The following is a 20,777-nucleotide window of genomic DNA, read 5'->3' as shown; positions in this document are numbered from 1 at the left end:
ACAGGATCAAGGGCCGTCCGCTACGCGGCCGCCTCTGACGCCCAGCACGATCTGGCTGACGCCGGGCCCGAGCTTGATGAGCTGGGTGAACCCGAGCACGATCACGCTGCCGACGACGGGCGCGAGCAGCCGTCCCGCGCCGCCGAGGCCGAGCGCGACGAACATCAGGAAGCTCTGCGCGAAGGTGAACCGGGACGGCGCGATGACCCCGTGGCCGCGTCGGACTTGTCGTCGGCGAAGACGACCTCGAAGGTGTGCTTCTCGCCGTTGACGGTGAAGCCCGTCTTGTTGAGCTCCTCGACGCCCATCGTGATCGCGTTCCGCTCGGCCGGGCCGAGCGTCGCGTAGACGCCGGACATCGAGAGGAGGGCGCCGATCTTGACGACGTCGCCACTGGCGTCGGCGTCGCCGCCTCCGGTGCCGCAGGCGGCGGCCGTCAGGGTGAGCGCGGACAGGGCGAGGAGTGCTGTTGGTCTCGAAACCATGGGGGATGCTCCAAAAGGGGTGTGAGGTGCCGCACACTCTAGGTCTGGGCAAGGCGGCAGGCAAGAGGTAGGTTCGACATTGTCGAATAACATTTGGAATTGGAGAGTTTGATGCCTGGTCCCATCCAGTCGCTCACGAGAGCCGCGGCCATCCTGCGGCTGCTGGCCGGCGGCGAACGCCAGCTCGCCCTCGGCGACGTGGCGCTGACCCTCGGCCTGGCCAAGGGCACCGTCCACGGCATCCTGCGCACGCTCCAACAGGAGGGCTTCGTCGAGCAGGACCCCGTCACCGGGCGCTACCAGCTCGGCGCGGAACTGCTGCGCCTGGGCAACAGCTACCTTGACGTCCACGAACTGCGGGCACGCTCCCTGATGTGGGCCGACGACCTGGCCAGGCTGACCGGGGAGAGCGTCCGGATCGGCGTGCTGCACCAGGGCGGCGTGCTGGTGATCCACCACGTGTTCCGGCCCGACGACAGCCGCCAGGTCCTTGAGGTCGGCTCGATGCTGCCGCTGCACGCGACCGCCTGGGGCAAGGTGCTGCTGGCGTTCGACCCGGTGGCGCACGGCGACCTGGAAGCGGAGTTGAAGCCCTACACCCGGCGCACCCTCGTCACCCACGGGGACGTGGACGCCGAGTGCGAGCGCATCCGCGGCCTGGGCTGGGCCGGGGAGCGCGAGGAGGCGGGCGACGGCCTCGCCTCGATCGCCGCGCCGATCAGGGACCGGCGCGGCTCCCCGCTCGGCGCGGTCGGCGTCGGCGGCGCGGTGGAGCGGCTCACCGAGGACGGCGAGTTCCCCGCCCGGCTCGTCGCCGCCGTCAGGGACACCGCGCGCTCGATCAGCCGGGATCTGGGAGCGACGTTGTACTGACCGCCCATTGTTCGACATTGTCGAATCAGGTACCGTGACCAAACCACCCACCATGAACGACCGGAGGAGCCCGCATGGCGCACCGCTATGTCGCGGCGATCGACCAGGGCACGACGTCGAGCCGCTGCATCATCTTCGACTCGAACAGTCGCATCCTTGCCGTTGACCAGCGTGAACACCGGCAGATCTTCCCGCGGCCCGGCTGGGTCGAGCACGACGCCGAGCAGATCTGGGCGCGCGTGCAGGAGGTCGTGACCGGCGCGCTCGACCGGGCCGGACTCCAGCCGTCCGACCTGACCGCCGTCGGCATCACCAACCAGCGTGAGACGACGGTGCTGTGGGACAGGGCCACCGGCCGTCCCGTGCACCACGCCCTCGTCTGGCAGGACACCCGCACCGAGGCGCTCTGCGCCGACCTCGCCGCCGACGGCGGCCGCGACAGGTTCGCCGAGACGACGGGACTGCCCGTCGCGTCCTACTTCTCCGGGCCGAAGATCGCCTGGCTGCTGGAGCACGTGCCCGGCGTCCGGGAGCGCGCCGAGGCCGGCGAGCTGCTGTTCGGCACCATCGACACCTGGCTCATCTGGAACCTGACCGGCGGCGCCGCGCACGTCACCGACGTCACCAACGCGTCGCGGACCCTCCTGATGGACCTGCGCACCCTCGACTGGGACGACGGCGTCCTCGCCGCCCTGGACATCCCGCGCTCACTGCTGCCGGAGATCCGCTCGTCCGCCGAGGTGTACGGCACCGCCCGCGGCGTCCTGGAGGGCGTGCCCATCGCCGCCGCGCTCGGCGACCAGCAGGCCGCGCTGTTCGGCCAGACCTGCTTCGGCGTCGGCGACGCCAAGTCCACCTACGGCACCGGAAGCTTCCTGCTGCTCAACACCGGCGACGAGCCCGTCCGGTCGCGGCACGGCCTGCTGACGACCGTCGGCTACCAACTCGGCTCCGACCGGCCCGTCTACGCGCTCGAAGGGTCCATCGCCAACACCGGGTCGCTCACCCAGTGGCTGCGCGACCGGATCGGCCTCATCAGCACCGCCGCCGAGATCGAGACGCTCGCGCTGACCGTCGAGGACAACGGCGGGCTCTACCTCGTCCCCGCGTTCTCCGGCCTGTTCGCGCCGCACTGGCGGCCGGACGCGCGCGGCGTCATCGTCGGCCTCACCGGGTTCGCGGGCAAGGGCCACCTCGCCCGCTGCGTCCTGGAGGCGACGGCGTTCCAGACCCGCGACGTCGTGGACGCGATGGTGCTGGACTCCGGCGTCGCCCTGAAGTCGCTCAAGGTGGACGGCGGAATGACCTCCAACAACCTGCTCATGCAGACCATCTCCGACATGTTGGACGTGCCGGTGATCCGGCCGTTCGTCGCGGAGACGACCTGCCTGGGCGCCGCGCACGCCGCCGGGCTCGTCACCGGGGTCTGGTCCGACCTCGACGCGCTGCGCGCCGACTGGCAGCGCGCCGCCGAATGGACCCCGCGGCTCGACCCGCGAACCCGCGAGCGCCGCCTCCGCAAGTACCACAAGGCCGTCGAACTGGCGAAGGGCTGGATCGACGAGGACGACGAGATCGAGGTCGGATAGACGATGTCCACCATCATCCAGCGAACCAACCGGGCCGCCGTGCGCGAGGAACTCGGCCGCGGCACCTTCGACCTACTGGTCATCGGCGGCGGGATCATCGGGATCTCCGCCGCCTGGACCGCCGCCCAGGCGGGCCTGCGGGTCGCCCTCGTGGACGCCGGCGACTTCGCCGGGGCCACCTCCAGCGCGTCCACCAAACTGGTGCACGGCGGGCTGCGCTACCTCCAGACCGGCAACGTCCGCCTCGTCGCCGAGAACCACCGGGAACGGCGCAGCCTCGCCGCGCACGTCGCGCCGCACCTGGTCAACCCGCGCCGGTTCCTCGTCCCCATCTACGAGGGCGGCCCGCACGGCGCGGCCAAGCTCGGCGCGGGCGTGTTCCTCTACTCGGCGCTGTCGGCGTTCGGCGACGGGCTCGGCCGCGTCATCGGGCGCAACCACGCGCTCCAGCAGGTGCCCGCGCTCAAGGCCGAAGGGCTGAAGGCGGCGGCCGTCTACACCGACCACCAGATGAACGACAGCCGCGTCGCCATCATGACGGTGCGGGCCGCCGTCGCGGCGGGCGCCGTCGTGCTGAACCACGCCTCCGTCGAGGCGCTGCGCACCGCGTCCGGCCGGGTCGTCGGCGCCGAACTGAAGGACGGCCTGGACGGCGCCGAGTTCGGCGTGTCCGCGCGGCTCGTCCTCAACGCGACAGGGCCGTGGATCGACAGGCTGCGGGTCATGGAGAACCCGGCGGCCGGGCCGAGCGTCCGGCTGTCCAAGGGCGCGCACCTCGTGCTGAAGCGGCAGGAGCCGTGGAAGGCTGCCGTCACCATCCCGATCGACAAGTACCGGGTCTCCTTCGCCGTCCCGTGGGAGGACCACCTCCTGCTCGGCACCACCGACGAGCCGTACGAGGGCGACCCCCGCGAGGTCCGCGCCACCGACGGCGACATCACGCAGATCCTCGACGAGGCTTCCGTCGCGCTCGACGGGATGCGTAGGGAGGACGTCACCTACGCGTTCGCCGGGCTGCGTGTCCTTCCGGGCGGGCCCGGTGACGTCGCCACCGCCAAGCGGGAGACCGTCATCACCGAGGGACGCGGCGGCATGCTCTCCATCGCCGGAGGCAAGTGGACGACCTACCGGCACATCGGCCGGGTCGTCCTCGACCGGCTCGGCGTCGGCTCCGAGGTCCTCAAGACCGTGCCGCTGCCCGGCCTCGCCGCGCCCGCCGCCGTCGCGCACCGGCTCGCCGCCGCGCCGATGGACCCGACGGTCGCCGCGCACCTCGCCACCCACTACGGCACGCTCGCGTTCGACCTCGCCGACCTCGTCCGCCGCGACCCGTCGCTCGGCGAGCCCATCCACCCGGACGGGCCGGACATCTGGGCGCAGGTCGCCTACGCTCGTGACCACGAGTGGGCGGCGACGTCCGACGACGTGCTGCGCCGCCGCACCACGCTGGCGCTGCGCGGCCTGGACACCCCGCGGATCCGGCAGCGCGTCGCCGACATGCTGCGCACCACCACCCCAGAGGAGCGTTGATGTTCACCTTCACCAGCGAGGACGGCCTGGAGATCCACGTCCACGAGTGGCCGGCGCCCGGCGAGGTCCGCGGCGTCGTCCAGATCGCGCACGGCATGGGCGAGCACGCCGCCCGCTACGCGCACCTCGCCGAGACCCTCAACGGCCTCGGCTACGCCGTCTACGCCGACGACCACCGCGGCCACGGCCACACCATCAAGGGCGAGCCCGGCGACCTCGGCGAGAACGGGTGGCACCTGCTCGTCGCGGACCTCGTCGCGCTCACCCGGATCCTGCGCGACCGGCACCCGGGCGTCCCGCTCGTGCTGCTCGGGCACAGCCTCGGCTCGATGGCCGCGCAGCAGTACGTCCTGGACCACGCCGACCTCCTCGACGGCGTCGTGCTGTCCGGCACCACCGCGGTCGACGGCCTGTTCGGCAACATCGCCGAGTTCGGCGGCGACCTCACCGACTTCTTCAACGTCACGTTCGAGCCGCGCCGCACCGACGCGGACTGGCTGAGCCGCGACGACGCCCAGGTGGACGCCTACGTCGCCGACCCGTGGTGCGGTTTCGCCATCGACGACGCCAGCATGGGCGACCTCGCCACCGTCTCCGTCACCCGCCTCACCACCCCCACCGGCATCCCCGCCGACCTGCCGTTCTACGTCATGGTCGGCGACCGCGACCCCCTCAACGACCACCTCAAGCTCAGCGACCTCGCCGTCCAGCGCTACCGCGACGCCGGCCTCACCAACCTCACCTACGTCACCTACCCCGACGCCCGCCACGAAATCCTCAACGAAACCAACCGCCCCCAGGTCGAATCCGACCTCACCACCTGGCTCACCACCCACATCACGCCCGCCGCGCGGGCTTGAGCCCCGCGCCGACGGTGCCCCGGCACAGGGGCACCGTCACGGGCGTCCCGTGTAGGTGAGGAAGCCGCGGACGACGTCGAGGAACGCGTCGGGCTCGTCGGACATGACGCTGTGCCCGCTGTCCTCGAAGATGCGTAGATCCGCGCCGGGGATGGCGGCGGCGATCTCGGCGGAGAACTCCGGCGGGCAGATCCAGTCGTGGCGGCCGCCGATGACGAGGGTGGGGGCCGTGATCCGGTGCAGCTCGCCCGTCACGTCGTAGGTGCGCAGGAAGCCCGCGAACCCCTCGTTGAGCGCCTCGGGGTTGAGGATGCGGGGGCGTTCGCGGCTCTTGGCGAGGTCATAGGTGCGCGAGTAGAGCGGGCCGAGAACCTCGAAGTAGGCGCGGAGCTGCTCTTCGGACTCGAAGGTGCCCGTCCACAGCGGTTCGGCGGCGGCCCGCTGCTCGGGTGTGCCCCGCTCGGCCAGGATCTCGCGGGCCCTGGGCAGAAACCGATGACTGGGCGCCGTCACCACCGCGATCAGGTGCGAAAGCCGCCGCGGATACCGCGTCGCGTACGTCAACGCGACCATGCCGCCATAGGAGACGCCGAGCAGCGCGATCCTCTCGAACCCCAGATACTCCCGCAGCGCCTCCAGGTCCTCCACGTTGTTCTCCAACGTGTACGTCTCCCGCGCCCCCCGCTCCGACCGCCCGCTCCCCCGATGGTCCACATAAACGACCTGCGCCTTGTCCGCCAACCCCGAAAGCACCGGCTTGAACGCCCCGTGCTCACCCCCGGGCCCCCCGTGCACCGCCACCACCACGACCTTCTCCCGCATCCCTCCCTTCCCCTGCACAAGCCCAGCCCCCTCCACATCAAAGAACAACCGCGTCCCACGCACCCTCGCGAACATCCCCACCCCTTCCCGTCACCCCATCCTCCCCCCTCAGCCCGCCCGTTGTCGCCGGGGTCAGAAGAGCAGGTAAGCAAGGACACAGAAGAGGACAAGAAAAACCACAAGCCGGACCGGATGAAAGGTGACCTTGACCTTGAACCGTCTGCCGCCGGTCTCGGCCTTCCACTCCTCGTAGGCGGTGACGACGTCGTGCACGAACCGTGCGACGCCCAGGGAATCGCCGTCCTTCCCGAGGAAGTCGCCGACGTCGTCAGGGGACAGCGGCGTCATACGGGCCGAACCGTGGTCGTCGGCGGACGCGAACAGGTTCCCCTTCTCGTCGGCCCAGAGGAAGGCCACCCGCGTTTCGGGATATCCGCCGTACGAATTCGGCCCGATGGGCACCTCGACCTGGCCGACGGGCCAGCGCCGCGCGCCCGGCCTGCCCTGTCCCGGCACCCCGGCCTCGCGGTACCGTCCGACGGCCCACCCGGCCGCCTCCCGCAACCGCGGATACGTCTGCCTGCTGAGTGCCAGCCGCTGGCCCTCCGGCATGGCGCCGCCCTGCCGGAACGCCGCCTCCCGCGCTTCGCGCTCCGCCCGCGCCCCCGCGAGCTCCCCGTCCCACCGCGCCCTGTCGTCCATGATCCAAAGCATGACGCACCCCGATCATCCGCACCAGAGAATTCCAAGAATCACTTATCGGACTACTCGACCGGGTCGGTTGTGATCTTCTCGTAGGCTGGGCCCGCATATGAGGAAGAGAGGTCGGGATGACCGGGACGACGGTGGCCGAGGTGATGGCCGAACTCGCCGCGCTCGACGATCCGAAGATGCGCGCGGTGAACGCGAGGCACGGCGACGACCACGGGGTGAACCTCACCAAACTGCGCGCGGTGGCGAAGCGGCTGAAAACACAGCAGGAACTCGCGCGTCAACTCTGGGAGACCGGAGACTCCGCGGCCCGTCTGCTCGCGCTCCTGATCTGCCGCCCGAGAATGTTCGAGCGCGACGAGTTGGACACCATGCTGCGCGACGCCCGCACCCCCAAGGTGCACGACTGGCTCGTCAACTACGTCGTGAAGAAAAGCCCCCATTCCGAGGACCTCCGCCGGACCTGGTTCGCCGACCCCGACCCCGTCGTCGCCAGCGCCGGCTGGGCCCTCACCACGGACCGCGTCGCCAAGTCCCCCGACACCCTGAACCTCCCGTCCCTCCTGGACACCATCGAAGCCGAAATGAAATCGGCCCCCCACCGTCTCCAATGGGCGATGAACCACTGCCTGGCCCAGATAGGCATCGAACACGCCCCCCTCCGCCCCCGAGCCCTCCACATCGGCGAACACCTCGAAGTCTTCAAGGACTACCCCACTCCCCCCAACTGCACCTCCCCCTACGCCCCCACCTGGATAACCGAAATCCTCTCCCGCCGAACCTCCCGCTGACCCCGGGCGCGGCGCGCGGCAGGGCCATCGGATTGGGGCGGGTGGACGCCGGTGGGGATGAGGTGGTCGGATCGCCGTCGCGTCCGACTTCATCGGTGGTCGTCGGCGGCCAGCCCCGGATTTTGAGGGAAAGACCTGCACATGAGGGAAACCGGTTCGCTTGATCTTGCTCGGTTGCCGAAGGCGCACCAGCATCTGCATTTTGAGGCAGCGATGCGTTCGGCGACCGCGTTGGAGTTGGCCGAGGAGGCGGGTCTGGCTCTGAGGCTGACGCGCTCCTACGACGACTTCGGCGACTTCCTGGGGGCGTTGGGCACGCTGTGGGAGTTGCTGGCGCGGCCGGGCGTCATCGAGCGTGTCATGGACGAGGTCGCCGTGGACGAGGCACGCGACGGTGTGGTGTTCGTTGAGCTCGGGGTGATGGAGGGCTTTCTCGTGCGCTCCTGCGGGTCGGTCGACGCGGCACTGGACCGGCTCACCGCGGCCGCCGCGGCCGCGACGCGGCGGCACGGGGTGGAGATCGGCATCATGCCGACCATCGACCGCACCGGACCCACGGAGACCGGCCTTGAGGTGGCCCGCGCCGCCGTCGCCTACGCCGACCGGGGCGTGACGGCGCTCGGCCTGGCCTCGGAGGAACGCGGCCACCCCGCCGAGCGGTTCGCCGAAGCGTTCCGCGTCGCCCGCGAAGGCGGCGTTCCGGCGGCGCCGCACGCCGGAGAGCTCGTCGGCCCCGAGTCCATCCGTGACTCCCTGACCTGGCTGCGGCCCCGCCGGATCCTGCACGGCATCCGCGCCCTGGAGGACGCCGCTCTGGTCGGTGAGCTGGTCGACGGCGGCGTCTGCCTGGACGTCTGCCCTACCTCCAACGTCATCCTGTCCGTCGTGCCCGACATGTCCGGCCACCCGCTGCCCGCCCTGCTGGCGGCTGGCGTCCGCTGCACCATCAACGCCGACGACCCGACCCTGTTCGGGCCCGGCGTCGCCGCCGAGTACGGCGTCGCCCGCACCGCCCTCGGGCTGTCCGACGCCGTCCTGGCCGACTGCGCGCGCACCTCGGTGGAGTTCTCCGCGGCCTCCGCCCCCGTGAAGGCCGCCGCCCACGCGGGCATCGACGCGTGGCTGAACGGCCCCGCCACCTGACACCCGAGGCCGGTGCGTCGGCGGGACGTGGTCCGGCCGGCGCGCCGGGTCAGAAGCCGGGCGGGGTGCTGGTGAACAGGAACCTCGCGGGCGCGTCCTCGTCGTTGAACCACTGGTGTGGGAGGGCGGCGGTGTAGGTGACGGTGTCGCCGGGGCCGAGAAGGTAGTCGCTGCCTCCGATGACCATGCGGACGCGGCCTTCGATCACGTAGACGAACTCCTCGCCCTCGTGGGTCGTGGGCGCCTCGGCTGCGCTGCGCGGGCCCGCGGTGACCTCGTTGCAGTCCAGTGCCCGGTTGCCCTCGATGCAGAACCGCACGGTCGCGTCCGGCCCGAGCGGGTAGGAGCGGCTCGCGCCCGCGCGCACGACCGTGGCGGGGCGCCGCGCGCCGCTCTCCAGGAGCTGGTGCGCGGTGGTGCCGAGCGCCTTGGCGACCCGGTGCAGGTTGATCACGCTGGGCATGACGTTGCCGTTCTCGGCCTGGCTCAGGAACGGCTGCGAAACCCCCGCCTCCTTGGCGAGCTCGGTCAGGGTGAGCCCGGCCCGCTTGCGGGCGGCCCGGATGGACGCCCCCAGGGATCGCGCGAGGTCCCGTTGCTCATCGTCCATGCAGCGGACGTTATCAAGCGGCACATCGCGGACGGTCCACTCGGGCCGCCACGTAACCGGCACGACACAATATTGACCAGGCTAAGAAATAATAAGCCTCAAGAATATTTGGTACGTCCTCGCCGTGACAGGAGACCCCATGCCCCAGCCCGGCCCGTTCACCGTCCCCGTCGTCGACATCAGCCCCTACGTCCTTGAGGGAAGCGCGGAGGCCAAGGCGGAGGTCAGCCGTCGGATGGACGCCGCGTGCTCGTCCGTCGGCTTTGTCCAGATCCTCGGCCACGGTGTGCCCCGCCCCGTCCTCGACGGCCTGACCGAGGCGATCGACGCCTTCTTCACCCTGCCCCTTGAGACCAAGAAGACCTACCGCGTCGTGGGCGCGAACCGCGGGTACAGCCCGCCCAAGAGCGAGGCGCTGAGCCTGAGCCTCGGGGTCGAGTCGACCGCGCGGATGAAGGACTTCTTCGAGGCGTTCAACATCGGCGCCGAGGCCCGCTCGTTCCCCGGCCTCGACCTCTCCGAAGACGACTACGGCATCAACGTCTGGCCCGACGTCGCGGCCTTCCAGCCGAAGGTCGAGGCGTACTACGCCGAAGCGGCCCGGGTCGCGCGCACGCTCACCACCGTCTTCGCCGACGCGCTCGGCAGGCCCGGCCTCTTCGACACCCTGACCGACCACTCCGTCGACGTGCTGCGCATGAACAACTACGCGCTCCCCGAAGGCGGCGTCACCCTCGACGGCGACCTCATCGGCATGGGCGAGCACACCGACTTCGGCCTCGTCACCGTGCTGTGGGCCGACCAGGTGGCGGGCCTCCAGGTCCTCGGCGGCGACGGCGTGTGGCACGACGTCGAACCCGCCGACGGCGCCCTTCTCGTCAACCTCGGCGACCTCACCGCCCGGCTCACCAACGACCGCTGGACGTCCACCCTCCACCGCGTCAAACCCCCCATCGTCGACGGCGCCATCAAACGCCGCCGCTCCGCCGCCTTCTTCCATGACGGCAACATCGACGCCGTCATCTCCACCCTGCCCAGCCACATCGACGCCGACGGCCTCGCGTACGAGCCCATCATGGTCCGCGACCACATCAAGGCCAAGCTCGCGGGCTCCCGCCAGGGCAAGGCCAACACCGCCGCCCTCCGCGAAGCCGCCCGCGTCCTCGCCGCCGAAGGACACCGGCCGTGACGACGATCGTGCTCGTGCACGGCGCGTGGGCGGGCCCCTGGGTCTGGGACACCCTGCTGCGACCGCTCGCCGACGCCGGGCACAGCCCGTTGCCGGTGCATCTTCCCGGCACCGGCACCGGCCAAACCTCGGATGTCACCCTCGACACGCTCGCCCGCGCCGTCATCGACCAGCTCGACGGGATCGACGGCCCCCTGGTCCTCGTCGGCCACTCGGGCGGCAGCGTCATCGCCACCCAGGTCGCCGAACGGATCTGCGACCGTGTCGCGGGCGTCGCCCACGTCGCCGGGATCATGCTCCCCTCCGGCCGGTCCTTCGCCGAGATCTGCGCCGAGGCCGGGCTCACCGCCCCCGTAGGCATCTCCGCCCACCTCGACACCACGCCCGACGGCCGCCACTCCATCGTCTCCCCCGAAGCCGGCGCCGCCGTCTTCTTCCACCAGGCCGAGCCCGCCGCCGCCATCGCCGCCGCCCGCCGCCTCGTCCCCCAGATGGAGACCGCCCGCCTCATCACCCCCACCTGGACCCCCACCCGCTACGGCCGCCTACCCAAGCTCTACATCGAAGCCCGCGCCGACCGCTCCATCCCCCTCCCAGCCCAACACCACATGCAAACCCTCACCCCACCCACCAAAGTCGTCTCCCTGAACAGCGACCACGCCCCCCAACTCTCCGCCCCCCTCCCCCTGACCACCGCCCTCGCCACCTTCGCCACGTCCCCGTCCTGATCGACAACGATCACAGGCGGGACCATGGAGCCGCCCCCGCCCCCGCTCTGATCAGTAATGGGGCCGGAGGCATCCTTGATGATCTTGCAGGGAAGCAGACGTCCCCTCTCCCGAAGAAGGGCGGGGGAGGGGACGTTGTGCGGGTCGGGGTTAGCGGACGGGGAGGCCGGTGACGGCTCGGCCGATGACGAGGCGCTGGATTTCGGAGGTGCCTTCGAAGATGGTGAAGATCTTGCTGTCGCGGTGCATGCGTTCGACGGGGTAGTCGCGGGTGTAGCCGTTGCCGCCGAGGATCTGGATGGCCTCCTCGGTGACGCGGACGGCGGTCTCGGAGGCGTGGAGCTTGGCCATGGAGCCTTCGGCGTTGTTGAAGGGGACGCCCTGGCGGGCCATCCAGGAGGCGCGCCAGATGAGGAGGCGGGACGCGTCGACGCGGACCTTCATGTCGGCGAGCTTGAAGGCGATGGCCTGGAAGTCGCCGATCTTCTTGCCGAACTGCTCGCGCTCACGCGAGTACTCGAGGGCGTAGTCGTAGGCGGCGCGGGCGACGCCGAGAGCCATCGCGCCGACCGTCGGACGGGTCGTCTCGAACGTCTTCATCGCGGCCTGGCCGCCGGCCCTGGTGCCCTCGCGGACACGGGCGATCCGGGCGTCGAACTTCTCCTTGCCGCCGATGAGGAGGCGGCCGGGGAGACGGACGTCGTCGAGGATGACCTCGGCGGTGTGCGAGGCGCGGATGCCGTGCTTCTTGAACTTCTGGCCCTGCGAGAAGCCCGGCGTGTTCGGCGGGATGATGAAGGACGCCTGCCCGCGCGAGCCGAGTTCGGGGTGGACGGACGCGACGACGATGTGCACCTCGGCGATGCCGCCGTTCGTCGCCCAGGTCTTGGTGCCGTTGAGCACCCACTCGTCCTTGGCCTCGTCGTAGACGGCCTTGCAGCGGATCGAGCCGACGTCGGAGCCCGCGCCGGGCTCGGAGGCGCAGAAGGCGCCGAGCTTGACGTCGTCGGGTGTGCCGAACATCTGGGGCGCCCACTCAGCGATCTGCTCGGGCGTGCCGGTGGCGGCGAGGGACGCGGCGGCGAGGCCGGTGCCGGTGATCGCGAGCGCGATGCCGGCGTCGCCCCAGTAGAGCTCCTCGAACGTGACGGGGATGCCGAGGCCGGAGTCCTCGAAGGACTGGGTGGCGAAGAAGTCCAGGGAGTACAGGCCGATCTTGGCGGCCTCCTGGATGATCGGCCAGGGGGTCTCCTCCCGCTCGTCCCACTCCTCGGCCGCGGGCCGGATGACGTCGCGGGCGAACTCGTGGCACCAGGCCTGGGCGTCCCGGACATCCTCGGTGAGCTCCAATGAGAAGCTCTTCGCTGCGTCGGACATGGTGTTCTCGTCCCCTTGGATTAGCCGTCCAATGATGTGTTACCCACGGTAGCACCCAAGGGTTACCCGCGAGTAGGCCAAGGATGCCGCCGCAACAAGGCCGTGACCAGACTCACATAAAGGAAAAAGCCGGAAAAGGCCCGCCCAAGTGACATTGGGCGGGCCTTCCCGGCAGCCGGATCAGCCGGATCAGCGTCCGACGGTCAGGGCGTACTCCTCGATCTCGATCATCGGGGGCCGCTCCCCCACCGCGGCGTCCCGGTCGGACGGCAGGTAGCCCGCCGCGCCGCGCCGGAACTGCGTGAGCGTCGAGCGCGGCGCCGACAGGGGCATCATCAGCCCGTGCCGGTCCAGGCGCGACCACGCGGTCTGGAGGATCTGCGCGGACATCGCGGCGAGCACCTCCGTCGGCTGGTGCGAGTGCTCGCGGACGCCGAGGTCCACCTGGGCGATGGCGTCGAGGCCGACCAGGTCGAAGGCGTCGAGCAGCAGCCCCAGCTCGACCCCGTACCCGGTGACGAACGGCAGCCGTTCCAGCAGCGACCGGCGTCCGGCGTACTCGCCGCCGAGCGGCTGGACGACACCCGCGAGCTGCGGCCAGTGGAGGTTGATGAGCGGCCTGGCGACGAGTTCGGTGACGCGCCCGCCGCCGGCGAACGCCTCCTCACCGCCGTTGTAGGGACGGTCGTAGCACGCTTTCACGTAGGAGACCGAGGGATCGGACAGCAGCGGTCCGAGGAGGCCCGTCACGAACGTTGACGAGAAGTTCAGCAGGTCCGCGTCCACAAAGACCACGAGGTCCCCGGTGGTGACGGCCAGTGACTTCCACAGCGCCTCACCCTTGCCGGACAGGAACGGCAGTTTGGGCAGGATGGCATCTTGGGCGAAGACCTTCGCCCCGGCCGCGGCGGCGACCGCCGCGGTGTCGTCGACGGAACGGGAGTCGATCACGACGATCTCGTCCACCAACGGGGCCCGGTCGACGAGGTCGCGGCGGATGGCCGCGACGATCGTCCCCACGGTGTCCTGCTCGTCCCGCGCGGGCAGCACGACGCTCACCGTGGTCGAGCCCTTCAAGCCAAGCAGGGTTTCGACCGGCCAGTCCGCGGCGCACCCGGACCGGCGGCGCAGCCAGTCCGAAGCTTCAGCGAGCACAGCACCCTCCTCTCCTGAAAGGAACACCGCGGACATCCCCGATCATCCCCCTCCATATACGGAGGCTGGGAGACCGACCCCTGAACTTAACCAGCGGTAACACACAGTTCACGAGGGGGGTTCGCGGCGGTGAGGGCGTCACTCCGCGGCGTGTTTGTCCAGGAACATGTAGACGTCCGCCTCGTCGACGCCGGGGAACGCGCCGGGCGGCAGCACCGACAGCACGTGCGAGTGCGCGCGGGCCGACGGCCACACCTGACCCTCCCAGCGGGCGGCGAGATCCGGCGGGGGGAGGCGGCAGCAGTCGCCGTCGGGGCAGGAGGAGCGGACGCGGTTGGACGTCTCGCGGCCGCGGAACCAGCGCGAGTCCTCGAACCGGACGCCGAGGGTGATCGCGAAGTCCCGCTCGTGCGACGGGTCGATGTGCGAGAGGCACCAGTACGTCCCGGTCGGCGTGTCCGTGTACTGGTAGAAGACCGAGAACCTGTCGTCGCTGTTGAAGACCCGGCGTCCGCCCCACTGACGGCACATGCGCTGGCCCTCGATCGCGCCGTCCTCGTCGGCGGGGAAGACGAGGCCGTCGGTCGCGTACGCCTTGTAGATCGTGCCGCTCTCGTCGTTCTTGGTGAAGTGGCAGCGAAGGTCGAGGTGCTGGGTCGCGATGTTGGTGAACCGGTGCGCCGCCATCTCGTAGGAGACGGAGAAGATGTCGGCGAGGTCCTCCACCGACAGCTCACGGTTGGCCTTGGCGTCCTGGAGGTAGGGGACGACGGCCGTCTCCGGGATCAGGGTCGCGGCAGCGAAGTAGTTGGCTTCCACGCGCTGGCGGAGGAAGTCGGCGAAGTCCCGGGGGACGGAGTGGCCGAGGGCGACGTGCCCGAGGGTCTGCAGGAGGATCGTGCGCGGGGTGTGCATGCCCAGCTGCTCGCGCTCCAGGTAGATCCGCCGGTTGCGCTGGTCGGTGATCGACCTGACGGACCGCGGAAGGTCCTGCACGTACCTCAGCCCGTACCCGAAGTGCTGGACGAGGGACATCAGCATGCCCTGGGAGAGCGCGCCGGACTTGTAGCCGACGGCGTCCAGCGTCCGGCGGGCCACCTGCTCGATCTCGCCGAAGTAGTTGCCGCGGTCGTGCATCTGGCGGCGCAGCTCGGCGTTGGCGATCCGCGCCTCCTCCGGGGAGGCCGTCGGCTTGGTACGGGAGCGCTTCAGCTCGTCGTAGAGGCCGAGGAGGTGCTCCAGGACGTCGTTGGGCAGCCGCTTGGACGCCTTAAGGTAGGGCAGCCCGAGGGACGTGTAGATGGGGTCCCGCTGGGCCTCCTCCAGGGCGATCTCCAGCTGGGCGCGCCGTGAGGGGGCTTCCCGGTGAAGAAGTTCTTCCACCGGGACGCCGAGTGCTCCGGCCAGCGCCTGGAGCAGGGAGAGCTTGGGTTCCCGCTTCCCGTTCTCCAGGAGGGACAGCTGGGAGGGGGCCCTGCCGACTCGTTCTCCCAGCTCAGACAGGGTAAGACCACGCTGACGGCGAAGGTGGCGCAGACGCTGACCGAACACGGAAAGGTCTACACCACTCGACAAGTTCAGCGCTTCTTCACTTCGCAAGGTCGCCACGGCTTGATAGTACCGCAAAAACGGCAGAACTTTCTGTTACTTACGGGTAGAAGCTTGATGTCGAGACAAGCACACTCGTAGACATAGCACCCAGGGGACGACAAACGAGGGAGCAAGACAATGACTGAGGGTCGCCTCAAGGGCGCAGCGGACGAGCTGCGGAAGGAATGGGAGACCAACCCGCGCTGGAAGGGCATCGAGCGGACCTACACGGCCGAGGATGTCGTCAAGCTGCGCGGTTCGGTCCAGGAAGAGCACACCCTGGCCAAGCTCGGCGCCGAGCGCCTGTGGAAGCTGCTGCACGAGGAGGACTACGTCCACGCCCTCGGCGCGCTCACCGGCAACCAGGCCGTCCAGCAGATCAAGGCCGGCCTCAAGGCCATCTACCTGTCCGGCTGGCAGGTCGCCGGTGACGCGAACCTCGCGGGCCAGACCTACCCGGACCAGTCGATCTACCCGGCCAACTCGGTGCCGGCCGTGGTCCGCCGCATCAACAACGCGCTCCTGCGCGCCGACCAGATCACCTGGTCCGAGGGCGCCGAGGACGCGCCGCACTGGCTCGCCCCGATCGTCGCGGACGCCGAGGCCGGCTTCGGCGGCGTGCTCAACGCCTACGAGCTGATGAAGGGCATGATCGCCTCCGGCGCGGCCGGCGTGCACTGGGAGGACCAGCTGGCCTCCGAGAAGAAGTGCGGCCACCTCGGCGGCAAGGTCCTCATCCCGACCTCGCAGCACATCAAGACCCTGAACTCGGCCCGCCTCGCGGCCGACGTCTCGGGCGCCCCCACCCTGGTGATCGCGCGGACCGACGCTGAGGCCGCGACCCTCATCACCACGGACGTGGACGAGCGCGACCGCCCCTTCATCACCGGCGAGCGCACCGCCGAGGGCTTCTACCGGGTCCGCAACGGCGTCGAGCCCTGCATCGCCCGCGCCCTGGCCTACGCGCCCTACTCCGACCTCATCTGGATGGAGACCGGCACCCCGGACCTGGAGCTGGCCCGCAAGTTCGCCGAGGCCGTCAAGGCCGAGTACCCGGACCAGATGCTGTCCTACAACTGCTCGCCTTCCTTCAACTGGAAGAAGCACCTGGACGACGCGACCATCGCCAAGTTCCAGCGCGAGCTCGGCCACATGGGCTTCAAGTTCCAGTTCATCACCCTGGCCGGCTTCCACGCGCTCAACTACTCGATGTTCGACCTGGCGCACGGCTACGCCCGCGAGGGCATGACCGCCTACGTCGACCTCCAGGAGCGCGAGTTCGCCAGCGAGGCGCGCGGCTACACCGCCACCAAGCACCAGCGTGAGGTCGGCACCGGTTACTTCGACCTGGTGTCCACCGCCATCAGCCCGAACTCCTCGACCACCGCCTACAAGGGCTCCACCGAGGACGAGCAGTTCCACTAGAAGCCATCCCCCCGGGCCCACCCCCGGGGATGGCCACCCGACACGCGCGGTGACTCCCCCTCCACCGCGCGGGTCCCCTGAGAGGGGCCCTTCCGGACCGTGCATCCGGAAGGGCCCCTCGCGCTATGTTGGAAGGTCCGTGCTCGCACGGCTACAGGGGGGCCATGACGTACGCGCTGGTGTGCTGGTTCTCGTTCCGACGCAACGCCTCCTACCGGCTCGCCGCCCTCGGTGAGGCGTTCACGAACACCGTCTTCGGGTTCATCCGGGCGGCCATCCTCATCGCGCTGTGGGAGTACCGGCCGCACCTCGGCGGCTACACCGTCACCGACGCCGTGACGTTCTGCTTCCTCACCCAGGCTCTCATCGGACCCGTCCAGATCTTCGGCGGGATGGACCTCGCCGAACGGGTGCGCACCGGTGACGTCGCCATCGACCTGCACCGGCCGGCCGACCTCCAGCTGTGGTGGCTCGCGGACGACCTTGGACGGGCCGCCTACACGTTTCTCGCGCGCGGGTTCCTACCGATGGTCGCGGGATGGGTGGCTTTCGGGATCCTGCTTCCGGAGCCGTCCAGGTGGGCCGCCTTCCTCGTCGCGGTGCTGCTCGCCGTCGCGGTCTCCTTCGGGCTGCGCTACCTCGTGGCCCTCGCCGTCTTCTGGATCCATGACTCCCGGGGCGTCGAGGGGATGGCGATGGTCTGTTCGCTGTTCTTCTCCGGGATGATCCTTCCGCTCGTCGTCTTCCCCGGCGCGTTGGGCACCGTGGCGCAGTTGCTGCCCTGGTCGGCGCTCATCCAGATCCCGGCTGACGTCTACCTGGGCAAGCGCGAAGGCTGGGACCTCGTAGCGGCGTACGGCTTCCAGGCGGCCTGGGCGGTCGTCCTTCTCCTCCTCGGTAGGGCGCTGACGGGGGCGGCGCACCGGAAGCTGGTGATCCAGGGTGGTTAGGGCATGGTTCCTGCTCGCCTGGACGTGGACGCGCGCCGCCGCCCAGTACCCGGGGACGCTTCTCGCGATGATCCTGGGCGCCGCCGTCAGCACGTCGCTCGACCTCGTCGCCATCGTCATCCTGTTCACGCACATGCCGAGCCTGGGCGGGCTCAGCGCCGCCGAGGCGGGGTTCCTGTACGGGGCGTCCCAGATCTCCTTCACGCTCAGCGACGTCGCCGTAGGCTCGACCGACAAGCTCGGCAGGCACATCAGGGCCGGATCCTTCGACGCGATGCTCATCCGTCCCGTCAGCGCGCTGGTGCAGCTCGCCGCCGAGGACTTCACGCCGCGCAAGCTCGGCAGGCTGCTTCCGTCCGCCGCGGTCCTCATCTGGAGTGTGCCGCGCCTCGATCTGTCGCCCTCCGACCTCGTGCTCACGGTGCTCATGGTGCTCAACGGGGCTGTGCTCTTCGGGGGGCTGTGGGTGCTCGCGGCGTCCGTCCAGTTCGCGCTGCTGGCCGGGCACGAGGCCACGAAGGCGTTCACCTGGGGCGGCGCCTCGATGACGCAGTACCCGATGTCGCTCTACGGGCAGGACCTCGTGCGGGCCGTGACGTTCACGGTGCCGCTGGCGTTCGTCAACTGGCAGCCGTCCCTGTACATCCTCGGGCGCCCCGATCCGCTGGGGCTGCCGGAGTTCGTCAGGTTCCTGGGGCCGGTGGCCGCCGTCGTCGTCTGTCTGGCCGCGGTGGGCGCCTGGCGGACGGGGCTGCGGCACTACCGCTCGACGGGGAGCTGATTTTTATGGATGAAAGCCGTGAACGCGAACGAGGCGGACGAATGTAACATGGATCACGTTCCTACCAGTAGAAGGCACATTACCGAGCACAGAGGGCAGACACGTGTCAAATCACAAGGTCACGCTGCATCATGTCCGGTCATGGGCGCTATGACCTGCGGAATCCCCCGCGTCACCGCAGTCCGGACGACACGCGGACCATGGCCTGGTTCGGCCAAAAGCGACGTGCGACACGGTCCCGGGTGGATGATGGAGAGACCCTGTGCCTGCCGGGCACGCTGTCGATTCCCGGATTCCTTCGTGCCCATTGTCTTCCTGTGCATCGATCCGAACACGAACGGTGGAAACTGCCCCGCGCTCTTCATCGACCGCGAGAGCGGCGATCTCCTGTTCCAGGGAGATGAGGAGACCGACGCGGCGACCCGGGCCGCGACGGCCCGGCACAGCCCGATGGGCGAGCGGGAGACGATGGTCCGCATCCCCGCGCGCATGCGGAAGTTGATCTTGGAGGCCCTGAGTGCAGCCGAAAACGGAGACCTCGTCCGCTGACCCCTGCGCGCACGGCCCTGCGGCGTGGGCGCCAAGGGTGGGCGGCGGCCCGCGCGGGCGCTGAGCCGTCCGGAACACCATGCCGCAGCGACCGTCTCCGTATCCCCCCGCGCAGGCCGCCCGGCAGGCCGTCGCCGACCGGCTGCGGGAGATCCGCCAGGACGCGGGGCTCACCGCGCTCGCGCTCGCCGCGGCCGCGGGCTGGGACCGCACCCGCGTCTCCAAGATCGAGCACGGCGTGCGCGCCGCCACCCCCGAGGTCATCAGAACCTGGTGCCGGGTCTGCGCCGCCGACGACCGGATCGAGGACCTCCTCGCCGAGCTCCGCACCGCCGAGGGCGTCTACGTCGAGTGGAAGCGCACCCAGCGGGCCGGCCTGCGCCGCCTCCAGATCGCCAAGGTGCCCCTGTACGAGCGGACAGAGCACCTGCGCGTCTACGCCTCCCAGGTGGTTCCCGGGATGCTCCAGACCCGCGGCTACGCGACGGCGCTCCTCACCTCCATCACCGAACGGTTCGGCACCCCCAACGACGTCGCGGAGGCCGTCGAGGCACGGCTCGCCCGGCAGCGCGTGATGCGCACACCGGGGCACCGCTTCACGTTCGTCCTGGAGGAGTCCGTCCTGTACTACGGGCACGGAGGGCGCGCGGCGATGCGGGAGCAGCTCACCCGCCTTCTGGAGGCCGTGACGACGCCCCGGGTGACGGTCCTCGTCATCCCGATGGGCGCGGACAGGGCGCGTCAGTGGGTGCTGGAGACGTTCATCCTCTACGACGGGGAACGGGTGGACGTCGAGCTGCTGTCGGCCGAGGTGGCGGTGACGGCGCCCACCGAGGTCGAGCGGTACTCGGACGCGTTCACCGACCTGGCGGCGATCGCGGTGCGTGACGACGCGGCGCGCGGGCTCATCGAGAAGGCGCTCAAGACCTTCAGCTGAGTGTGTCGCTTCAGGCGCCTTCTGTGCCCTTCGTGGGCCGTCTTGGCAGCTGTCGGGCGGGGCGAACGCCGTGTGGGACGGCGCAGTGGCACGGGGTGACGAAACTGAGGGGCCACACTTTGGCACACCCCTCCTGTGGCGAAACGTCCGAAAATTAACGTTCGTGGTGATGCCCCCTTGCGTACCGACGGAGAGGAGCTCCGCCGTGCCCGAAGCGGACGCCGCCTGCACCACCGCCGCCGACGACCCGTCCGCCTCCCGACGGGCGGCCCTGGAGCGTCTCGCCCGCCTCCTGCGTCGTCAGGGCCTCACCGTCCACACCGCCCACTGGCACCTCACCGCCACCCGCGACGGCTCCCCCACGGTCGAGGTCTGGTGCCACACCCGCGCGGACGACGGCGGCCGCCTCTGGTTCACCCACGCGGGCGGCACCCCCATCTCGCCCGCCACCCACCCCGCCATCACCGCCGCCGCCGTCCACCGCATCGTCAAACGGCCCCACCCGAACTGAGCCCGCTCGACCGCCGACACCCCCGTCGGCGTCTCGGGCGACGACAGGATGTTACTGAGGGTAAGTGGATGGTTGCTTTGGGGGGAGGCGGGTGTGGCTGTGGGGGAGGTGGACGGGTCGCGCGAACGGTGGGAGGGTGGCGACGGTTGAGGTTTCGGGGTCGGCCGGGGT

The 20,777-nt window shown here is 70.1% G+C and carries 22 protein-coding genes; 14 read left to right on the top strand and 8 right to left on the bottom strand.

The annotated features are described in order from the left end of the window. Nucleotides 1-6 precede the first annotated feature (6 nt). On the bottom strand, nucleotides 7-165 hold the full coding sequence (locus LO762_RS30395) for a hypothetical protein (protein WP_230619661.1): 159 nt from the start codon (nucleotides 163-165) through the stop codon (nucleotides 7-9). Further along, complete coding sequence (locus LO762_RS30390; RefSeq protein ID WP_230619659.1) at nucleotides 165-485, bottom strand: ABC transporter substrate-binding protein; 321 nt, start codon at nucleotides 483-485, stop codon at nucleotides 165-167. The genes LO762_RS30395 and LO762_RS30390 overlap by 1 nt, the downstream gene beginning before the upstream one ends. 111 nt (nucleotides 486-596) lie before the next feature. Here LO762_RS30390 and LO762_RS30385 point away from each other — a divergent pair, with 111 nt between their 5' ends. The 4 genes from LO762_RS30385 to LO762_RS30370 all read left to right on the top strand — a co-directional run bounded on the left by LO762_RS30385 (nucleotide 597) and on the right by LO762_RS30370 (nucleotide 5,337). After that, entirely contained in the window at nucleotides 597-1,358 is a 762-nt protein-coding gene (locus LO762_RS30385; protein WP_230619651.1) for an IclR family transcriptional regulator, read from the top strand. Between the two features lie 74 nt (nucleotides 1,359-1,432). Further along, nucleotides 1,433-2,947, top strand: a complete 1,515-nt coding sequence (gene glpK / locus LO762_RS30380; RefSeq protein WP_230619649.1) for a glycerol kinase GlpK — start codon at nucleotides 1,433-1,435, stop codon at nucleotides 2,945-2,947. A gap of 3 nt (nucleotides 2,948-2,950) precedes the next feature. Beyond that, a complete protein-coding gene (locus LO762_RS30375) occupies nucleotides 2,951-4,477 on the top strand; it encodes a glycerol-3-phosphate dehydrogenase/oxidase (protein ID WP_230619642.1) in 1,527 nt (508 codons plus the stop codon). Then, nucleotides 4,477-5,337, top strand: a complete 861-nt coding sequence (locus LO762_RS30370) for an alpha/beta fold hydrolase (protein WP_230619640.1) — start codon at nucleotides 4,477-4,479, stop codon at nucleotides 5,335-5,337. The genes LO762_RS30375 and LO762_RS30370 overlap by 1 nt, the downstream gene beginning before the upstream one ends. Nucleotides 5,338-5,373: 36 nt before the next feature. On the opposite strand, the gene LO762_RS30365 is transcribed toward LO762_RS30370, so the two are convergent. Both LO762_RS30365 and LO762_RS30360 read right to left on the bottom strand, forming a co-directional pair. Then, entirely contained in the window at nucleotides 5,374-6,159 is a 786-nt protein-coding gene (locus LO762_RS30365) for an alpha/beta fold hydrolase (protein WP_230619631.1), read from the bottom strand. Nucleotides 6,160-6,291: 132 nt separating this feature from the next. Further along, entirely contained in the window at nucleotides 6,292-6,861 is a 570-nt protein-coding gene (locus LO762_RS30360; protein ID WP_230619629.1) for a hypothetical protein, read from the bottom strand. A gap of 128 nt (nucleotides 6,862-6,989) precedes the next feature. Between LO762_RS30360 and LO762_RS30355 the strand changes: the two genes are divergently transcribed. Both LO762_RS30355 and add read left to right on the top strand, forming a co-directional pair. Beyond that, nucleotides 6,990-7,661 carry a DNA alkylation repair protein gene (locus LO762_RS30355; protein WP_230619623.1) on the top strand — a complete coding sequence of 224 codons (672 nt, stop codon included), beginning with the start codon at nucleotides 6,990-6,992 and terminating at the stop codon, nucleotides 7,659-7,661. Between the two features lie 174 nt (nucleotides 7,662-7,835). Then, nucleotides 7,836-8,804, top strand: coding sequence for an adenosine deaminase (gene add / locus LO762_RS30350; protein WP_230619620.1), 969 nt, complete (start codon nucleotides 7,836-7,838; stop codon nucleotides 8,802-8,804). 49 nt (nucleotides 8,805-8,853) lie between these two features. Here add and LO762_RS30345 read toward each other — a convergent pair whose 3' ends face one another. After that, nucleotides 8,854-9,414 carry a helix-turn-helix domain-containing protein gene (locus tag LO762_RS30345; RefSeq protein ID WP_230619618.1) on the bottom strand — a complete coding sequence of 187 codons (561 nt, stop codon included), beginning with the start codon at nucleotides 9,412-9,414 and terminating at the stop codon, nucleotides 8,854-8,856. Between the two features lie 139 nt (nucleotides 9,415-9,553). Between LO762_RS30345 and LO762_RS30340 the strand changes: the two genes are divergently transcribed. Both LO762_RS30340 and LO762_RS30335 read left to right on the top strand, forming a co-directional pair. Beyond that, a complete protein-coding gene (locus LO762_RS30340) occupies nucleotides 9,554-10,603 on the top strand; it encodes an isopenicillin N synthase family oxygenase (protein ID WP_230619616.1) in 1,050 nt (349 codons plus the stop codon). Continuing rightward, nucleotides 10,600-11,331 (top strand): alpha/beta fold hydrolase, encoded by a 732-nt coding sequence (locus LO762_RS30335; protein ID WP_230619614.1) that lies wholly within the window; start codon nucleotides 10,600-10,602, stop codon nucleotides 11,329-11,331. Before LO762_RS30340 ends, LO762_RS30335 begins: the two co-directional genes overlap by 4 nt. Nucleotides 11,332-11,481: 150 nt before the next feature. On the opposite strand, the gene LO762_RS30330 is transcribed toward LO762_RS30335, so the two are convergent. The 3 genes from LO762_RS30330 to LO762_RS30320 all read right to left on the bottom strand — a co-directional run bounded on the left by LO762_RS30330 (nucleotide 11,482) and on the right by LO762_RS30320 (nucleotide 15,414). Then, on the bottom strand, nucleotides 11,482-12,708 hold the full coding sequence (locus LO762_RS30330; RefSeq protein WP_230619612.1) for an acyl-CoA dehydrogenase family protein: 1,227 nt from the start codon (nucleotides 12,706-12,708) through the stop codon (nucleotides 11,482-11,484). 189 nt (nucleotides 12,709-12,897) lie between these two features. After that, a complete protein-coding gene (locus tag LO762_RS30325; protein ID WP_230619611.1) occupies nucleotides 12,898-13,863 on the bottom strand; it encodes a glucosyl-3-phosphoglycerate synthase in 966 nt (321 codons plus the stop codon). A gap of 138 nt (nucleotides 13,864-14,001) precedes the next feature. Next, a complete protein-coding gene (locus LO762_RS30320) occupies nucleotides 14,002-15,414 on the bottom strand; it encodes a helix-turn-helix domain-containing protein (RefSeq protein ID WP_374201606.1) in 1,413 nt (470 codons plus the stop codon). A gap of 177 nt (nucleotides 15,415-15,591) precedes the next feature. Here LO762_RS30320 and aceA point away from each other — a divergent pair, with 177 nt between their 5' ends. From aceA to LO762_RS30290, 6 genes are all read left to right on the top strand, one after another. Continuing rightward, nucleotides 15,592-16,878: an isocitrate lyase gene (aceA, locus tag LO762_RS30315; protein WP_230619608.1), complete on the top strand. Its 1,287-nt coding sequence runs from the start codon at nucleotides 15,592-15,594 to the stop codon at nucleotides 16,876-16,878. Between the two features lie 164 nt (nucleotides 16,879-17,042). Further along, nucleotides 17,043-17,828 (top strand): ABC-2 family transporter protein, encoded by a 786-nt coding sequence (locus LO762_RS30310; RefSeq protein WP_230619606.1) that lies wholly within the window; start codon nucleotides 17,043-17,045, stop codon nucleotides 17,826-17,828. After that, a complete protein-coding gene (locus LO762_RS30305; RefSeq protein WP_230619604.1) occupies nucleotides 17,821-18,609 on the top strand; it encodes an ABC transporter permease in 789 nt (262 codons plus the stop codon). The genes LO762_RS30310 and LO762_RS30305 overlap by 8 nt, the downstream gene beginning before the upstream one ends. A 300-nt stretch (nucleotides 18,610-18,909) precedes the next feature. Continuing rightward, nucleotides 18,910-19,158: a hypothetical protein gene (locus tag LO762_RS30300; protein ID WP_230619602.1), complete on the top strand. Its 249-nt coding sequence runs from the start codon at nucleotides 18,910-18,912 to the stop codon at nucleotides 19,156-19,158. A gap of 79 nt (nucleotides 19,159-19,237) precedes the next feature. After that, nucleotides 19,238-20,095, top strand: a complete 858-nt coding sequence (locus LO762_RS30295; RefSeq protein WP_230619600.1) for a DUF5753 domain-containing protein — start codon at nucleotides 19,238-19,240, stop codon at nucleotides 20,093-20,095. 205 nt (nucleotides 20,096-20,300) lie between these two features. Beyond that, nucleotides 20,301-20,606, top strand: coding sequence for a hypothetical protein (locus LO762_RS30290; protein ID WP_230619598.1), 306 nt, complete (start codon nucleotides 20,301-20,303; stop codon nucleotides 20,604-20,606). Nucleotides 20,607-20,777: the final 171 nt, after the last annotated feature.

Origin of the sequence: Actinocorallia sp. API 0066 (assembly GCF_020991275.1) — a bacterium.
Taxonomy (GTDB): Bacteria; Actinomycetota; Actinomycetes; order Streptosporangiales; family Streptosporangiaceae; genus Actinocorallia.
The sequence above is the reverse complement of the archived record's forward strand: the minus strand, read 5'-3'. Positions and strand labels throughout refer to the sequence as shown.

What these genes read in the sequence shown, in the direction of transcription:
- LO762_RS30395 (WP_230619661.1), bottom strand. Translation starts at nt 165, where the DNA reads ATGTTCGTCGCGCTCGGCCTCGGCGGCGCGGGACGGCTGCTCGCGCCC.
- LO762_RS30390 (WP_230619659.1), bottom strand. Translation starts at nt 485, where the DNA reads ATGGTTTCGAGACCAACAGCACTCCTCGCCCTGTCCGCGCTCACCCTG.
- LO762_RS30385 (WP_230619651.1), top strand. Translation starts at nt 597, where the DNA reads ATGCCTGGTCCCATCCAGTCGCTCACGAGAGCCGCGGCCATCCTGCGG.
- glpK (WP_230619649.1), top strand. Translation starts at nt 1,433, where the DNA reads ATGGCGCACCGCTATGTCGCGGCGATCGACCAGGGCACGACGTCGAGC.
- LO762_RS30375 (WP_230619642.1), top strand. Translation starts at nt 2,951, where the DNA reads ATGTCCACCATCATCCAGCGAACCAACCGGGCCGCCGTGCGCGAGGAA.
- LO762_RS30370 (WP_230619640.1), top strand. Translation starts at nt 4,477, where the DNA reads ATGTTCACCTTCACCAGCGAGGACGGCCTGGAGATCCACGTCCACGAG.
- LO762_RS30365 (WP_230619631.1), bottom strand. Translation starts at nt 6,159, where the DNA reads ATGCGGGAGAAGGTCGTGGTGGTGGCGGTGCACGGGGGGCCCGGGGGT.
- LO762_RS30360 (WP_230619629.1), bottom strand. Translation starts at nt 6,861, where the DNA reads ATGGACGACAGGGCGCGGTGGGACGGGGAGCTCGCGGGGGCGCGGGCG.
- LO762_RS30355 (WP_230619623.1), top strand. Translation starts at nt 6,990, where the DNA reads ATGACCGGGACGACGGTGGCCGAGGTGATGGCCGAACTCGCCGCGCTC.
- LO762_RS30345 (WP_230619618.1), bottom strand. Translation starts at nt 9,414, where the DNA reads ATGGACGATGAGCAACGGGACCTCGCGCGATCCCTGGGGGCGTCCATC.
- LO762_RS30340 (WP_230619616.1), top strand. Translation starts at nt 9,554, where the DNA reads ATGCCCCAGCCCGGCCCGTTCACCGTCCCCGTCGTCGACATCAGCCCC.
- LO762_RS30330 (WP_230619612.1), bottom strand. Translation starts at nt 12,708, where the DNA reads ATGTCCGACGCAGCGAAGAGCTTCTCATTGGAGCTCACCGAGGATGTC.
- aceA (WP_230619608.1), top strand. Translation starts at nt 15,592, where the DNA reads ATGACTGAGGGTCGCCTCAAGGGCGCAGCGGACGAGCTGCGGAAGGAA.
- LO762_RS30310 (WP_230619606.1), top strand. Translation starts at nt 17,043, where the DNA reads ATGACGTACGCGCTGGTGTGCTGGTTCTCGTTCCGACGCAACGCCTCC.
- LO762_RS30295 (WP_230619600.1), top strand. Translation starts at nt 19,238, where the DNA reads ATGCCGCAGCGACCGTCTCCGTATCCCCCCGCGCAGGCCGCCCGGCAG.